Annotated in this window: 16 protein-coding genes; 8 read left to right on the plus strand and 8 right to left on the minus strand. The window is 69.8% G+C overall.

Going from position 1 to position 14572, the window contains the following annotated elements:
• Positions 1 to 141 precede the first annotated feature (141 nt).
• Together ABZ342_RS43610 and ABZ342_RS43615 are read right to left on the minus strand one after the other, a co-directional pair.
• Complete coding sequence (locus ABZ342_RS43610) at positions 142 to 585, minus strand: hypothetical protein (RefSeq protein WP_360486383.1); 444 nt, start codon at positions 583 to 585, stop codon at positions 142 to 144.
• Positions 586 to 603: 18 nt separating this feature from the next.
• On the minus strand, positions 604 to 1740 hold the full coding sequence (locus tag ABZ342_RS43615; RefSeq protein WP_360486386.1) for a DUF6745 domain-containing protein: 1137 nt from the start codon (positions 1738 to 1740) through the stop codon (positions 604 to 606).
• Between the two features lie 172 nt (positions 1741 to 1912).
• On the opposite strand from ABZ342_RS43615, the gene ABZ342_RS43620 reads away from it, so the two are divergent.
• From ABZ342_RS43620 to ABZ342_RS43630, 3 genes are all read left to right on the plus strand, one after another.
• On the plus strand, positions 1913 to 3283 hold the full coding sequence (locus ABZ342_RS43620) for a glycoside hydrolase family 28 protein (RefSeq protein ID WP_360486389.1): 1371 nt from the start codon (positions 1913 to 1915) through the stop codon (positions 3281 to 3283).
• 80 nt (positions 3284 to 3363) lie between these two features.
• Positions 3364 to 5253 (plus strand): acyl-CoA dehydrogenase, encoded by a 1890-nt coding sequence (locus ABZ342_RS43625; RefSeq protein ID WP_360486392.1) that lies wholly within the window; start codon positions 3364 to 3366, stop codon positions 5251 to 5253.
• 174 nt (positions 5254 to 5427) lie between these two features.
• Entirely contained in the window at positions 5428 to 5796 is a 369-nt protein-coding gene (locus tag ABZ342_RS43630; protein ID WP_360486395.1) for a hypothetical protein, read from the plus strand.
• A 44-nt stretch (positions 5797 to 5840) separates the two neighbouring features.
• Here the strand turns inward: ABZ342_RS43630 and ABZ342_RS43635 are convergent, their stop codons facing one another.
• Positions 5841 to 6671, minus strand: coding sequence for a PRC and DUF2382 domain-containing protein (locus ABZ342_RS43635; RefSeq protein ID WP_360486398.1), 831 nt, complete (start codon positions 6669 to 6671; stop codon positions 5841 to 5843).
• Positions 6672 to 6968: 297 nt separating this feature from the next.
• Here ABZ342_RS43635 and ABZ342_RS43640 point away from each other — a divergent pair, with 297 nt between their 5' ends.
• On the plus strand, positions 6969 to 7442 hold the full coding sequence (locus tag ABZ342_RS43640) for a carboxymuconolactone decarboxylase family protein (RefSeq protein WP_360486401.1): 474 nt from the start codon (positions 6969 to 6971) through the stop codon (positions 7440 to 7442).
• Positions 7443 to 7486: 44 nt separating this feature from the next.
• On the opposite strand, the gene ABZ342_RS43645 is transcribed toward ABZ342_RS43640, so the two are convergent.
• Entirely contained in the window at positions 7487 to 8161 is a 675-nt protein-coding gene (locus ABZ342_RS43645) for a hemolysin III family protein (protein WP_196425156.1), read from the minus strand.
• 80 nt (positions 8162 to 8241) lie between these two features.
• On the opposite strand from ABZ342_RS43645, the gene ABZ342_RS43650 reads away from it, so the two are divergent.
• A complete protein-coding gene (locus ABZ342_RS43650) occupies positions 8242 to 9018 on the plus strand; it encodes an isoprenyl transferase (RefSeq protein ID WP_196425157.1) in 777 nt (258 codons plus the stop codon).
• A 59-nt stretch (positions 9019 to 9077) separates the two neighbouring features.
• Here ABZ342_RS43650 and ABZ342_RS43655 read toward each other — a convergent pair whose 3' ends face one another.
• Together ABZ342_RS43655 and ABZ342_RS43660 are read right to left on the minus strand one after the other, a co-directional pair.
• Positions 9078 to 9305: a hypothetical protein gene (locus ABZ342_RS43655; RefSeq protein WP_230862316.1), complete on the minus strand. Its 228-nt coding sequence runs from the start codon at positions 9303 to 9305 to the stop codon at positions 9078 to 9080.
• Between the two features lie 226 nt (positions 9306 to 9531).
• A complete protein-coding gene (locus ABZ342_RS43660) occupies positions 9532 to 9816 on the minus strand; it encodes a hypothetical protein (RefSeq protein WP_360486405.1) in 285 nt (94 codons plus the stop codon).
• Between the two features lie 234 nt (positions 9817 to 10050).
• Between ABZ342_RS43660 and ABZ342_RS43665 the strand changes: the two genes are divergently transcribed.
• A complete protein-coding gene (locus ABZ342_RS43665) occupies positions 10051 to 11343 on the plus strand; it encodes a PhoH family protein (protein ID WP_360486408.1) in 1293 nt (430 codons plus the stop codon).
• Between the two features lie 49 nt (positions 11344 to 11392).
• On the opposite strand, the gene ABZ342_RS43670 is transcribed toward ABZ342_RS43665, so the two are convergent.
• Complete coding sequence (locus ABZ342_RS43670; protein WP_155541040.1) at positions 11393 to 12832, minus strand: GuaB1 family IMP dehydrogenase-related protein; 1440 nt, start codon at positions 12830 to 12832, stop codon at positions 11393 to 11395.
• A gap of 55 nt (positions 12833 to 12887) precedes the next feature.
• On the opposite strand from ABZ342_RS43670, the gene ABZ342_RS43675 reads away from it, so the two are divergent.
• Entirely contained in the window at positions 12888 to 13355 is a 468-nt protein-coding gene (locus ABZ342_RS43675) for a DUF309 domain-containing protein (protein WP_360486411.1), read from the plus strand.
• A complete protein-coding gene (locus ABZ342_RS43680; protein WP_360486414.1) occupies positions 13349 to 13864 on the plus strand; it encodes a hypothetical protein in 516 nt (171 codons plus the stop codon). Before ABZ342_RS43675 ends, ABZ342_RS43680 begins: the two co-directional genes overlap by 7 nt.
• On the opposite strand, the gene ABZ342_RS43685 is transcribed toward ABZ342_RS43680, so the two are convergent.
• On the minus strand, positions 13861 to 14484 hold the full coding sequence (locus ABZ342_RS43685) for an MBL fold metallo-hydrolase (RefSeq protein WP_360486417.1): 624 nt from the start codon (positions 14482 to 14484) through the stop codon (positions 13861 to 13863). The two genes, ABZ342_RS43680 and ABZ342_RS43685, sit on opposite strands and share 4 nt — an antisense overlap.
• Between the last annotated feature and the right edge of the window lie 88 nt (positions 14485 to 14572).

Below are 14572 nucleotides of genomic sequence, written 5' to 3' on the forward strand. Positions count from 1 at the left end.
CGCTCCGCCGCGGTTCGCTGCCCCGCGAGCGCCGGCACCCGTGGCTCACCGAAGTCGTCGAGCTGTGCGAAGAGGCGCGCGACCGCACCGACGGGACGGTGCCGCGGGGTGCCGCCCCCTCGGTGGCACCCCACGGGTCCCTCAGTCGGCGACCAGCACCGGCCCGCCCTGGTAAAAGCTCGCCCCGGCGCGCCGGAAGCCGCCGGCTTCCCGCTGCCGTCGCACGAGCCAGCGCCCCGGTGCGATGCCGGTCGCCCCGTGCTCCGGGTGCACCAGGTACACCGGCACTTCGTTGTGCAGCATCGCGACCGAGAGGCCCTCGGGGTCGAAGACCTGGGTCGTCAGCTCGCACCGGCCGACGAGGGTGTGCGGGTTGTTCCCGTCGCCGCCGCGGACGAGTTCCACCCCCTCCGCGGGCAGCGGGCGCCAACCGGCCCGGAAGTACGCGGAGCCGGTCATGTCGTCCGGGATCACGATCAGGTCGCCCTGGGCCTGGAGCCCGTCGATCACCGGGACGTCGACCTGCCGGTCCAGGTGGGCGAGGACGTCGAGCCCGGTCTTGTCGAGCAGTTCTGCCAGAAACATGGAATCACCTCGAAGAGTTCAGGTCCGGCGCCGCAGCCGCGCGTACTGGGCTCCGCTGAGCCCGTACGTCCAGCCGGCGGCGTCGAGGGAATGGTCGATTTCGGCGGGCACGCGCAGCCCGTAGTGCCGGCGCGTGCCGTCGCGTTCGACGGAACCGTTGACCACCAGCAGCAGCCGGGTCGACGGCCCGTCGTAGAGCCGGAGCTCGGACCCGGGGTTGCCGGGGTCTTCGGCGCGGTCGAGAAGCTCGAACCCCGCCTCCGCCACGAACGCCGGCCAGCCGACGCGCTCGATCGCGCAGCGGCGCACCTCGACGTTGCGCTCCGCGATGATCCGCTCGGCCGTCGGCGCGTCGATCACCCAGGACGGCACCCGCGTCCCGTGCCACGCGTGCACGGTCCAGCCGTCGGGGAACGCCACCGCGGGCCCGGTCTCGTGGTGCAGCCGGACCAGGCCGTAGTCGTCGTCGACGCGTTCGGTGCGCACGACGAGCGGCCGTTCCGCGATCACGCAGACGTCCTCGCGCGGCCACCACCAGCCGCACGACCGCGCGAGGGTGGCCCACAGATCGAGCTGGACGCCGTCGGCGGGCTCGAACCGCACGCCGTCGACCTGCCGGTGCAGGTCGTACAGCGCGATCCAATGCGCCTCCTGCTGGCCGTCCCAGTGCAGCCCGGCCCGCGTCGTGAGCTCACCACGGAGGGCACCGGCGACGGAGTCCCGGATCGACCGCCGCAGCGCGGGCCCCAGACCGTTGTTCAGCAACGTCCGCAAGGAGAACTCCAGTGGGTCCGGCGGTGGCCGGTCCACTCGCCGGCGCCGGTCGTGCCAGGAACCGATCCGCTGGTCGAGCCGCTCGCGCAGGGAGGTCACCAGCGTCGCCAGGCGGGCTTCGACCGGGAGGTCACCGCCGAGGGAAAGCGCTTGCCCGGGTGCCACCACCTCGGTCGCCGCGGCCGGGGAAGGCACCCACTCGAAGGACGGCGGCGACGCGCCGGCCAGCTCGTAAAGGCGGGTGATGGCCGCTTCGGCGGCCGGACGATCGGCCGGCTCGGTGCTCAGCGCGTGGCTCAGCCAGGAGTTCCGGATTTCGAGGGCCCGTGACCACAGTTCGGGGCCGGGGAAGCGACGGCCGGGCCGTCGCGAGGCGCTCAACGCGCGAGGGCGCGCACGCCCTTTCGAATCGACATGATCCGATCATGACAGCACTTTCGCCGCTCGCGCAAGCCTGGACCTGGGGCCGCGTTCACGCCTAGAGTGCGTCGTGCCCACGGTCCGTGCCGTGGTTCCGCCGTCGCACAGGGTCTTCCCCCGAAGGATGGCGTCCATGGACGGCAGGTTCACCCGCCGGCAGCTGATCAAGGGCACGATGGCGGTCGCACTGGTGCCCGGAATCCCGGCCCCGGCCCCGCACCGCTACCGCGTCGACGTCCCCGCGCTCCCGTGGCCGGCGGCGAACGACATCGTCGCGAACACCACGATCCCGCAGTTCCCGGACCGGAGCTTCCCGATCACCGGTTACGGCGCGAAGAACGACGGCAAGACCGACAACACCGCGGCGATCAAGAAGGCGATCGAGGCCTGCACCGCGGCCGGCGGCGGTCACGTCGTCGTGCCGTCCGGGACTTTCCTCACCGGCGCGATCTACCTCAGGAGCAACGTCGACCTGCACCTGGAAAAGGGCGCGGTGCTCAAGTTCGGCGGTGACGCGTCGAAGTTCCCGAACGTCCTGACGCGCTACGAAGGAATCGAGTGCGTCAACCATTCGCCGATGATCTACGCGTACCGGGAAAAGAACATCGGTCTCACCGGCAGCGGCACGCTCGACGCGGCGGCGACGTCGTCGTGGAACAAGGGCAGTGACCGTGCGTACCTGGAAACCTTGGTGGCCAAGGGAACCCCGCCCGAAAAGCGCATGGTGCCGGGGTCCGGGCACACGATGCGGTCGGCGTTCGTCGAGCCGTACGCCTGCGAAAACGTCCTGATCCAGGGCATCACGCTGAAGAACTCGATGTTCTGGCAGCTGCACCCGACGCTGTGCCGCAACGTCACGGTCGACGGCGTCAGCACCGACCCCAGCACCGCGCACTCCAACACCGACGGCTGCGACCCCGAGTCGTGCGACCACGTCGTCATCGCGAACTGCAGCCTCGGCGCGCACGACGACAACATCGCGATCAAGTCCGGCCGCGACGCCGACGGGCGCCGCGTGAACGTCCCGTGCCAGAACCTCGTCGTCGTGAACTGCGTGATGAACGGCAACTGGGGCGCGATCACCTGCGGCAGCGAGCAGACCGGCGGGATCCGCAACGTCTACGCGTACAAGCTCACCGTGAAGGGTGACACGAAGTTCGCGCTGTACGTGAAGTCGAACACGCTGCGTGGCGGGTTCTCGGAGAACATCAACCTCGACAGTGTCTCCGGCACCTTCGCGCGGAACTTCGTGTACGTGACGTCCACCTACAACAGCCAGACCGGGAGCACCGTCCCGTCGTTCGGGCCGTTCACGATCGGCAACTGCTCGAGCACGAAGATCGCGGGCAAGACCTTCGACGTAAGCGGGCTTTCGCAGGCGCACGTGCACGGGTTCACCGTGGCGAACTCCACGTTTGAAGGCGTGTCCGGCACGTCGAACACGCTGAAGTACGTGGACAACGCCAAGTTCACGAACGTGACGGTCAACGGCAAGCCGATCTGAACCTGCGGGATCGGCGCGGCTGCGGCAGGCTTACTACCAACGAGTAGGAAGCCTGCCGTCAGTCCTTTCCGGAGGTAGCCGTGGACGTCCCCGAAGTGCCATCGAAGGTGGATCCGGACGCGTTGACCACCGTCCTCGACGGGCGCTGGGCCGAGGTGCGCCGCGGGGTCCGCGCGCAGATGAGCGAGGCGGAGTTCCGCGACCCGGTGGACCTCGGCATCGAGGACCACCGCGCCCAGGTGCTCGACCAGCTGCGCGCCCTGGCCGAGAGCGACCGCCCCGGCCTGGGTTTCGACCCGGCGTATGGCGGCGGTGGCGACGTCGGCGGCTCGGTGACGTCGTTCGAGCTGCTCGGCTACGGCGACCTGTCGCTGATGGTGAAGGCCGGTGTCCAATGGGGACTCTTCGGCGGCGCCGTCCAGCTGCTCGGCACCGAGCGCCACCACGCCGCGCACCTGCGCGCGATCATGAACCTGGACCTGCTCGGCTGCTTCGCGATGACCGAGCACGGCCACGGCTCCGACGTCCAGCACCTGCGCACGACGGCGACCTTCGTGGACGGTGGGTTCGTCGTCCACACGCCGGACGCCATGGCCACCAAGGAGTACATCGGCAACGCGGCCCGCGACGGCCGGATGGCGGTGGTGTTCGCCCAGCTCGTCACCGGCGGTGAATCCCGCGGTGTGCACGCGTTCCTGGTGCCGATCCGGGACGAGTCCGGCGCGCCGATGCCGGGAGTGTCCATCGAGGACTGTGGTCCGAAGGCGGGTCTGAACGGCGTCGACAACGGGCGGTTGAGCTTCGACAACGTCCGGATCCCGCGCGAGGCCCTGCTGAACCGCTTCGGCGACGTCGCCGAGGACGGGACGTATTCGAGCCCGATCGAGAGCGACAGCCGCCGGTTCTTCACGATGCTGGGCACGCTGATCCGCGGCCGGGTGAGCGTCGGCGGCAGCGCGGGCGCCGCCACGAAACGCGCTCTGGCCCTGGCGATCCGCTACGGCGAGCAGCGCCGCCAGTTCATGACGCCGGAGGGCGAGGAGGTCGTCATCCTCGACTACCTCGGGCACCAGCGGAAGCTGCTGCCGGCGCTGGCGAAGACGTACGCGCTGTCGTTCGCCCAGGAAGAGCTGGTGGCGAAGCTGCACGACATCGACTCGTCGGCGCCGGAGGAGGAGCAGCGCGAGCTGGAGTCGCGCGCGGCCGGCCTGAAGGCGCTCAACACGTGGCACGCGACGGCGACGATCCAGGCGGCGCGCGAGGCGTGCGGCGGCTCGGGGTACCTGGCGGAGAACATCCTGCCGGGCCTGAAGGCCGACACCGACGTCTTCACGACGTTCGAGGGCGACAACACGGTGCTGCTGCAGCTGGTCGCGAAGGGCCTGCTGACCAGCTACAAGCAGGACTTCGAGGACCTGTCGCCGCTGGCCACCGCCCGGTTCTTCACCGACCAGGTGGTGAGCGCGATCCTGGAGCGGACGTCCGTGCGCAAGGCGCTCGAGTCGCTCACCGAGGGGTCGGACGCGGATGTCTTCTTCAGCCGCGAGTGGCAGCTGAGGCTGTTCGAAGACCGCGAGGAACACGTCGTCGAAGGGGTGGCGAAGCGCCTTCGCAAGGCGGCATCGGACCCGTTCGGCGTGTTCAACGCGGCCCAGGACCACGTGCTGCGCGCGGGCCGCGTCCACGTGGAGCGCCTGGTGCTGGAGGCGTTCGCGGCGGCCATTCCGAGGTGTGAAGACCCGGACGCCCGCACGCTGCTCGACCGCGTCTGCGACCTGTACGCGTTGTCGGCGATCGAAGAGGACCTGGCGTGGTTCCTGGGCCACGGCCGCTTGACGGCGTCCCGCGGAAAGGCCGTCACCGCGGCGGTGAACGGCCTGTGCGCCCAGCTGCGTCCCCACGCGCGAACGCTGGTGGACGCGTTCGCGATCCCGGAGCAGTTCCTCGCGGCGCCGATGCTGCGGTCCTGACCGGACGGTCTGCTTCGGTGGGGTAGCGGAGAGCGGGCCGCACGGGTCGTCTAGCGTGGCGCGTCCGCTTTCCCTCTCCCCGAAGGCCTTCCCATGGGCGCACGCCGCGAAAGACGCTTGCTCGAAACCGCCGCACCGATGATGCAACCGGGCGAAACGCCCGAAGTGGTCGCCATGGCCAAGGTGGGCTCGCTGCGGAAGGTGCTGGGTGAGCACTTCGCGCTGAGCATCGCGACCGCGGTGCTCAGCGGCGGCACGATGTTCTCGCTCACGACCCAGCGGGAGCTCTACCTGCTGCTGACCGACCGTCAGCTGCTGTTCTTCGAAGCCGACGCGTACACGGGCGGCCCGGGCAAGGCGCTGTTCGCCGTGCCGCGCACGCACGTCGCGATCACCGAGCCCAAGAAGGGCTTCCTGGTGAAGTTCGAGCTCTACATCCACGGCTGGGACCAGGCCATGACGCCGCCGATCCCGCCGTCGTTGCGGAAGAAGGGCCTCCGCCTGGTCGCCGGCTTGCCGCGCGTCCAGGCCGCGGTGGCGTGACCGGTGGGTGGCCGGCGTCGGGGGCCGGCCACCCACCGGGGGTCCTACTTGCGGTGCTTGCCTTCGTCGTCGGTGACCTCGAACTGCTCCTTGCGGACCTTGCCCGAGACCGTCTGCTCGTCGGTGACGGTCTCGGTCCGCAGGCGCACCCGCTCGACCGGCACGGTTTCCTTGCGCACCACGGGCTTCTCGGCGTGGAGGACGACGTCCTGCTCGGCCTCGCCGATCTCGCCCCCGGCCTGGCCGTCCTTGATCGGCTCCCGCTCGATGCGCACCTCTTCGTGCCGCACCGGGACCGTGACCTGCTGCTCTTCGGTGATGACGTACTTGCGCAGCCGCACGTGCCCGGTCTCGACCTGCTCGGTGCCGACGTTCAGCCGTTCCTCGGACCGCGTCATGCCGTCCTGGCCGGACTTCCCGCGCCGGCCCTTGTCCATTCCGGACTTCCCGGCGGCGTCCATTTCGGACCGTCCGCGGCCGTCGGCGCCGCCCATCGCCGGGTTCCGGCCCTGCGTCCGGTCACCCGTCCGGTCGTCCATGCGGCCATCGGGCGAGGTCCGCGGCATCGGCAGGCCGTAGTGCTGGTAGAGCTGGGCGCTCTCCTCGGGCGAGAGGTGCCCGTCGGCGTCGATGCGCGGTGCGTCGGAGACGGCGTCCTTGTCGACCCGGACGTGCACGCCGTCCTTGTCGGTGTGCGCCCCCGAGAGCGGGACGAAGCTCTCCTTGGTGCCGAAGAGACCGGTCTTGACGGTGATCCACTCCGGCTGGTGCGTCGTGTCGGCGAGGTAGACGTTGCCGACCTTCCCGAGCTTGTTGCCGGCCGGGTCGACCACGGCACTGTCGATGAGCTCCTGGGGCTGCATGGTCTTGGCCATCGCGGTACTGCTCCTTTCGCGCGTCGGTGTCTGTAGGAGCAACCGTGGAGCGCGGTGTTGATCACGGCAACCGTCGTGGTGCTCCCGTGGGTGACCCCGGAAAGTGGTGGTTTGAAGCGCGGCTCGTTGGCGAGGTCCGGCGTGTTCCAGCAGGTCGCATCGGGTGTACCAGCCGTGAAAGACGGCGTGGGGGATGGCGCGAAGGTGTACATGTGACCGGCGCCACGAATCCGGCTGTCACAACCCGGCCGCGCGCGTCGTCAAGGGGGTGAAAGCGGACGACGGAAGGAAAGCACGATGGAAGCGCGGCTCAACATGTTCGAGAACGAAGTCACGACCAAGTTCTTCAAGCGCCTGATCGCGGCCTCCCGCCCGATCGAGGAGTCATCGCTGCCGAAGGCGACGCAGGAGCTGGTGAAGATCCGCGCGAGCCAGATCAACGGCTGCGGAATGTGCCTGGACATGCACACCAAGGACGCGGCGGCGGCCGGCGAGACGGCGGTCCGCCTGGCGATGGTGGCAGCGTGGCGCGAGGCGGTGGTGTTCACGGAGGCGGAGCGAGCGGCCCTGGCCCTGGCCGAGGAGGGAACCCGCCTGGCGGACAACCACGAGGGAGTCTCGGACGAGACCTGGGCAGCAGTCCGCAAGAACTTCGACGAGGAGCAGATCGGCGCACTGGTCTGCCTGGTGGCGGAGATCAACACGTGGAACCGCCTGAACGTGATCGTCCGCAACCCGGCCGGCGAGTACCAGCCGGGAATGTTCGGCTGACGCGCATCGCTGGGGACTTCCAAGGGGGAGGTCCCCAGCAGTGCTCAGGCGTACATGGCCAGCCAGATGGCAATGTAGTGCGAAACGGCGGCAAGCACGGTGCAGGCGTGGAAGAACTCGTGGTACCCAAAGGTATCCGGCCAGTGGTTGGGCCACTTGAACCCGTAAAAAGCCGCCCCGAGCGTATAGAACAACCCACCCACGCAAAGCAGGACCAAAGCCGCGACCCCGGCATGCGACAGCAACTCCGGGAACACGAACACCGCGACCCAGCCCAGCGCGATGTAGATCGGCACCCCGAGCCACCGCGGAGCATGCGGCCACAGCATCTTGAGGGCCACGCCGGCGACAGCCCCACCCCAGACGATCGCCAGAATCACGTACCCCGTCGGCTTGGACATCGCCAGCAGCGTGAACGGCGTATACGTCCCGGCGATGAACAAGAAGATCATCGAGTGGTCCGCGCGCTTCATCCACTTGTACGCGCGGGGGCTCCAGAAGCGGCGGTGGTACAGCGCACTCACGCCGAACAGTCCCAGGACCGTCAGTCCGTACACCGAAGTCGCCAGCGCCGCGGTCGAGGACACCGTGGACGCGGCCAGGCTGATCAGCGCCGCCGCTGCGGCGAGGGCACCGAAGAACGTCCAAAAGTGAATGTGCCCGCGCAGTCGGGGGCGGAGGTCCGCTACGGGCTCGGGTGGTTCCGTCGTCACGCTCACCCTTCCAGGTTACGGGACCGTAGGTTCCCTGGCAGCGGTCAAGTCACGCGCCTCACATCGGGTGCGTAGGCTTCCTCGACGTGAGTGTGCGCTCCTTCTTGTCCGACGTCGTGTACAGCGCCTACGGCCGGCGCCTCATCCAGCAGGCCGCCGGCCGGCATCCCCGGCACATCGCCATCATGCTCGACGGCAACCGCCGCTGGGCCCGTGAAGCGGGCTTCTCGGACGTGGCGGACGGCCACCGCGCCGGGGCGAAGAAGATCGCGGACTTCCTGAGCTGGTGCCAGGAGGCCGACGTCGAGGTCGTCACCATGTGGCTGCTCTCGACCGACAACCTCAACCGCGACCCGGACGAGCTCACGCCGCTGCTGAAGATCATCACCGACGTCACCGACGAGCTCGCCGCGCCCGGCAAGAGCTGGCAGCTGCGGATCGTCGGCGCCCTCGACCTGCTACCCGCCGAAGTCGCCAAGCGACTCAGCGAAGCCGCCGCGCGCACCGAGGGCCGCACCGGCATGGAGGTCAACGTCGCGGTCGGTTACGGCGGGCGGCAGGAGATCGCCGATGCAGTCCGCAAGTTGCTGCTCCAGCACGCCGACGAAGGCCGGACGATTCACGAGCTGGCGAAGATCCTCGACGTCGACCACATCTCCGAGCACCTCTACACCTCGGGACAGCCGGATCCGGACCTCATCATCCGAACTTCCGGTGAACAACGGCTTTCCGGATTTCTGCTCTGGCAGTCCGCGCATTCGGAATTCTGGTTCACCGAAGCGTATTGGCCGGCATTTCGCCGCGTCGACTTCCTGCGCGCCATCCGCGACTACGCCTGGCGCCACCGCCGGTTCGGTTCCTGAAACCGCGGAAACGCCGAAGGGCCCCGGAGCGTGCTCCGGGGCCCTTCGCAAGCCAGCACTCAGTGGTGGTGGTGCTCCAGCGAGTGGAGGATCAGCGCCGGGGTGGTGGCGATGCCCGTGTAGGCGCCGGCGACCAGGGAGGCCGCACCGTAGCCCAGCGCGCCGCCGCCCTCGATGAACGTGGCGTACGCGTCGCCGAACGTCGGGTCCGGGGTGCCCGTCGTGTCGCCCGTCGCGGCGAACGCGGTGCTGCCGATCATCATGAGGCCCGCAGCGGTGGCGGCCACGAATCCAGCCTTCTTCAGCACTTCGCACACTCCTAGGTAGAACTGTTGGGGTCCGGGGCACCGGAGAACCGGTGGTGTGTCCCGCAGTGAGAAAATTACCCGTCTATCAGGCGCCTCGTACGGCTTGTACGCCCATTGTGTGAGCCTGCTGCGGGTGCTTTCACTCGGACCGGTTCTTTGTGCGCGGCGCAAAATGCGCAGCGCAACCCGACGTGGTAAAAGCCGTTCAGTCGATCTTGTGAATACAAACGGTCAGCAATTTCACCAAGATCATTCCGGCGAGTGTGCATCGAACGAGACCCTGGTTACCCATGGTGACCATCACTGGCCGTTGATGTCGGACGACCGACAGTGAGGTGACGATCTGGCGAATCACCGTGTTGGCTCCCTGCGCGATCCCGCATTCGTGGGTACCTTCCGAGGTGAGGGCACGCGATCCGTGCGGGTCCTCGCGGGAGGCCCTGGTCGTGACGGTGATCGAGGGGGCGGCGCAGCCGCCCACGAGACGCACGAGGGGGCCGGCACCCGGCCCTCGTGGCCGAGCCGCCTGACCCACCGGTCAGGAGGAGCGGTCCAGCCAGGGAGGTGCCCGGCCCAGCGAGTGCGGGCGTGAGGTGCACACGCCCTCGAGGGAGATGCCGTCGTGACTGCGCAGCGTTTGCCCCGTAAGGCCTCTGGCCGTTCTTCGACCGGTGCCGTTCCTGGCCCGGAGAAAGCCTCGACCTCGCCCGAATCCCAGCAGCACATGTACGTGCTCGACACGTCGGTCCTCCTTTCGGACCCGTGGGCGGTCACCCGCTTTGCCGAGCATGCCGTCGTGCTTCCGCTGGTCGTCATCAGTGAACTGGAGGCGAAGCGCCACCACCCGGAGCTCGGCTGGTTCGCCAGGGAATCCCTGCGCATGCTCGACGACCTGCGCCGGCAGCACGGCAGGCTCGACGCGCCGCTCCCCATCGGGGACCACGGCGGCACGCTGCAGGTGGAGCTGAACCACTCGGACCCGACGGTGCTCCCGGTCGGGTTCCGCACCGACTCCAACGACCACCGGATCCTCGCCTGCGCGCTCAACCTGGCGGCGGAGTTCCCGGCGGTCACGCTGGTGACGAAGGACATCCCGCTGCGGGTCAAGGCGGGTGCGGTCGGGTTGGAGGCCGACGAGTACCGCGCGCAGGAGGTCACGCCTTCGGGCTGGACCGGCATGGCGGACGTGGACGTCGAGCAGGAAGTGCTCGACACGCTGTTCGGCGGCGGCACCGTCGACCCGCTCGAGTACGGCCTGGACGAGGTCACCGAGATGCCCTGCCACACCGGGCTGCGGCTGCTCGCGGGCACGTCCAGCGCGCTGGGGCGGGTCACGGCGGACAAGCGCATCCGGCTGGTGCGCGGCGACCGCGAGGCGTTCGGCCTGCACGGCCGCAGCGCCGAGCAGCGCGTCGCGCTCGACCTGCTGCTCGACTCCGACGTCGGCATCGTCTCCCTCGGCGGCCGCGCCGGCACTGGCAAGTCGGCGCTCGCGCTGTGCGCCGGCCTCGAAGCCGTGATGGAACGCCGTCAGCACCGCAAGGTCGTGGTGTTCCGTCCGGTCTACGCCGTCGGCGGCCAGGACCTCGGGTACCTGCCCGGGTCCGAGAGCGAGAAGATGCAGCCGTGGGCGCAGGCGGTGTTCGACACGCTGGGCGCGCTGGTCAGCCAGGACGTCCTCGACGAGGTCTTCGACCGCGGCATGCTCGAGGTGCTCCCGCTGACGCACATCCGCGGCCGGTCGCTGCACGACACGTTCGTCATCGTCGACGAGGCGCAGTCACTGGAACGGAACGTCCTGCTCACGGTGCTTTCGCGGCTCGGCACGGCGTCGCGGGTGGTGCTCACGCACGACGTCGCCCAGCGCGACAACCTGCGCGTCGGCCGGCACGACGGCGTCTCGGCGGTGATCGAGAAGCTGAAGGGCCACCCGCTGTTCGCGCACGTCACGCTGACGCGCTCGGAGCGCTCGCCGATCGCCGCCCTGGTCACCGAGATGCTGGAGGACCACGGCTGAGCTTGAAGTCCGTGAAGGCCACCTCGACTCGAGGTGGCCTTCACGGCTTTTACCAGCCGGAAGGAAGCGGGCGGCCTTCGGCGAAGCCCGCCGCCGACTGGACGCCCAGCAGCGCGCGCTCGTGGAACTCCTCCAGGGTGCGCGCGCCCGCGTACGTGCACGACGAGCGGACGCCCGAGCCGATCGAGTCCAGCAGGTCCTCGACGCCCGGCCGGGCCGGGTCGAGAGACATCCGCGACGACGAGATGCCCTCCTCGAACAGCGCCTTTCGCGCGCGTTCGAAGACGTTGTCGGTGCGCGTCCGCGCGCCCACCGCGCGCTTCGACGCCATGCCGAACGACTCCTTGTACGGCCGGCCCTGCTCGTCGAACCGCAGGTCACCGGGGGATTCGTAGGTGCCGGCGAACCACGAGCCGACCATCGCGGCGGACGCGCCCGCGGCCAGCGCCAGCGCGACGTCGCGGGGGTGGCGGACGCCGCCGTCGGCCCAGACGTGCTTGCCCAGCTCACGCGCCGCGGCCGCGCAGTCCGCGACGGCCGAGAACTGCGGGCGGCCCACGCCGGTCATCATCCGCGTGGTGCACATCGCGCCCGGCCCGACGCCGACCTTCACGACGTCGGCGCCGGCCTGGATCAGGTCGCGCGTGCCTTCGGCCGTGACGACGTTCCCGGCGACCACGGGGACCTGCGGCGACACCGACCGGACGGCCTTCAGTGCGGCGATCATCTTCTCCTGGTGCCCGTGCGCGGTGTCGACGACCAGCACGTCGACGCCGGAGCCGAGCACGGCTTCGGCCTTCGCCGCGACGTCGCCGTTGACACCGACCGCGGCGGCGACGCGCAGCTTGCCGTCGCCGTCGACCGCCGGGGTGTAGATGTCCGCGCGCAGCGCGCCGACAGCGGTCAGCACGCCCGCGAGGCGGCCGTCGGCGTCCAGGCCGAGCGCCAGCGTCGCGCCGTTGCTGTGCAGCCGCTCGAAGACCTCGCGCGCCGGCGTGGTCAGCGGCACCGCGACAGCGGCCGGCTGCGCGACGTCGCCGAGACGCGCGAAGCGGTCGACACCCGCGCAGGCCGCTTCGTCGACGATGCCGACCGGGCGGCCTTCGCCGTCGACGACCACGACGGCGCCGTGAGCACGCTTGTGGACGAGGTTGAGGGCGTCGGCCACAGCGTCGCCGCCGGTCAGCACCAGCGGCGTGTCCCACACCGTGTGCCGGCTCTTGACCCAGCCGACGATCTCGGCGACGGCGTCACTGTCCACGTCTTGGGGGAGCACCACCAGGCCCCCGCGGCGGGCGACAGTCTCGGCCATCCGGCGGCCGGCGACCGCGGTCATGTTGGCGACGACGATCGGGATGGTCGCGCCGGTACCGTCCGCGGTGGAGAGGTCGACGTCGAAGCGGGACTCCACGTCCGAACGGTTCGGCAGCAGGAACACGTCGTCGTAGGTCAGGTCGTGGGCGGGCCGGTGGCCGTCGAGGAAACGCACGAGTCCCCAGGCTACGTGGCCCGGGCGCGGACGGCGAACGTGGGAGGATCGGAGCATGAGCCGCCGCGACCGCGACACCGAGGGACGGGCCCGCAACGCCCGGCCGCGCGACGGCCTCGGCCGGCCGCTGCCCTACGGCGCCGACGGCGTCGAGCGCCAGCCGGAAGGCATCGCGAGGACCCCAGCGCAAACGCTTGCGGAAGCCCAGCAGCTCCTCGACGAGGGCAAGCCGTTCCACGCGCACGAGGTCTTCGAGGACGCGTGGAAGACGACCGACGGGCCCGACCGCGAGCTGTGGCGCGGGATGGCCCAGCTCGCGGTCGGCCTGACGCACGCGGCCCGCGGCAACACGGCGGGAGCGGCGTCACTGCTGGAGCGCGGGGCGGCGAACATCGAGCCGTTCCGGGGTGAGCCGCCGCACGGCATCGACGTCGCCGGGCTGCAGGAGTGGGCGCTCACACTGGCCGAAGAGGCGAAGCAGCGGGTGCGGGTGTCGCCGACGTCGCCGCGGTTGACGTGCTGACCGCGGCCGGGGCCGCGGGCATCGCCGCGGTGGCGTCGCTGATCGGCGTGACGCTCGGCGCGCTGCTCGAACCGCTGAAGCTCAACGCGGCGCGACGCGCGAAGCTGCGGCAGGACCGCGCCGACCGCTGCGCCGGACTGATCGAGGCCGCTACGCGGGCGCGCAAGCACATCATCGACATCAACGTGGTCCACCGCCGCCGGACGCTCGGCGAGGAACGGGAGACGGACGCGCAGCGGGAGGTCGAGTTCGAAGACGGCTACTACACGGCCCGCACCGAAATACGCGCGTTCTACGGGCTGCTCGTGATGAGCGGGCCGGACGAGCTGGTCGAGCAGGCGAACCTGCTCCGCAAGAAGGAGATGGAACTCCACCGCACCCGGTGGGAACTCGACGCCGGCGAGAAGTTCGACCGGGAGTTCCTGCCGGCGCCGGTCCGGCAAGCCAGCGCCGCGTTCGACCGGGCGATCGAGGAGTTCGCCCTCGTCGCCCGGAAGCACACGTCCTAAGCCTCGTCCCAGCCGCTCGAAGCCGCCTTCTCCGCGGCCAGCGTCGTGCCGTCGCCGTGGCCCGTGTGGACCTTCGTCGCCTCCGGGAGCGTGAACAGCTTCTCGCGGATGGACTTCACGATCGTCGGGTAGTCCGAATAGGACCGTCCGGTGGCACCGGGGCCGCCGTGGAACAGCGTGTCGCCGGTGAACAGCACGCCCAGGTCCTCCGCGTACAGGCACACCGCGCCCGGAGCGTGCCCGGGCGTGTGGATGACGCGCAGCGCCGTGCCCGCGATCGTGATCGTCTGGCCGTCCGCCAGCTCGCCGTCCGGCGCGCGGTCCGGGTGCGTCTGGTCCCAGAGGACGCGGTCGTCCGCGTGCAGCAGGATCGGCGCGCCGGTGGCCGCGGCCAGCTCCGGGGCCGCGTTGACGTGGTCGTTGTGCGCGTGGGTGCAGATGATCGCGGCCAGCTTCCGCTCGCCGACGACGTTCTCGATCGCCTTCGCGTCGTGGGCCGCGTCGATCACGATCACCGCCGTGTCGTCGCCCACGATCCACACGTTGTTGTCGACGTCCCAGCTGCCTCCGTCGAGCTCGAAGACACCGGAAGTCACCAGGTTCTGCACGATCGCCGTCATGCGCCCGACCCTAATGGTCATCGCGCGGGTCGACGACATACCGACGGTATGCTACTTTTGGGTAATCTTACTGACGGTAAGTTCGAAG

Origin of the sequence: Amycolatopsis sp. NPDC005961 (assembly GCF_040629235.1) — a bacterium.
Lineage (GTDB): Bacteria > Actinomycetota > Actinomycetes > Mycobacteriales > Pseudonocardiaceae > Amycolatopsis > Amycolatopsis camponoti.

Bases quoted from the DNA above. Each gene is read 5' to 3' on its own strand.
- ABZ342_RS43610 (WP_360486383.1), bottom strand. From the start codon at position 585: ATGTTTCTGGCAGAACTGCTCGACAAGACCGGGCTCGACGTCCTCGCC.
- ABZ342_RS43620 (WP_360486389.1), top strand. From the start codon at position 1,913: ATGGACGGCAGGTTCACCCGCCGGCAGCTGATCAAGGGCACGATGGCG.
- ABZ342_RS43630 (WP_360486395.1), top strand. From the start codon at position 5,428: ATGGCCAAGGTGGGCTCGCTGCGGAAGGTGCTGGGTGAGCACTTCGCG.
- ABZ342_RS43635 (WP_360486398.1), bottom strand. From the start codon at position 6,671: ATGGCCAAGACCATGCAGCCCCAGGAGCTCATCGACAGTGCCGTGGTC.
- ABZ342_RS43640 (WP_360486401.1), top strand. From the start codon at position 6,969: ATGGAAGCGCGGCTCAACATGTTCGAGAACGAAGTCACGACCAAGTTC.
- ABZ342_RS43665 (WP_360486408.1), top strand. From the start codon at position 10,051: ATGTACGTGCTCGACACGTCGGTCCTCCTTTCGGACCCGTGGGCGGTC.
- ABZ342_RS43675 (WP_360486411.1), top strand. From the start codon at position 12,888: ATGAGCCGCCGCGACCGCGACACCGAGGGACGGGCCCGCAACGCCCGG.
- ABZ342_RS43685 (WP_360486417.1), bottom strand. From the start codon at position 14,484: ATGACGGCGATCGTGCAGAACCTGGTGACTTCCGGTGTCTTCGAGCTC.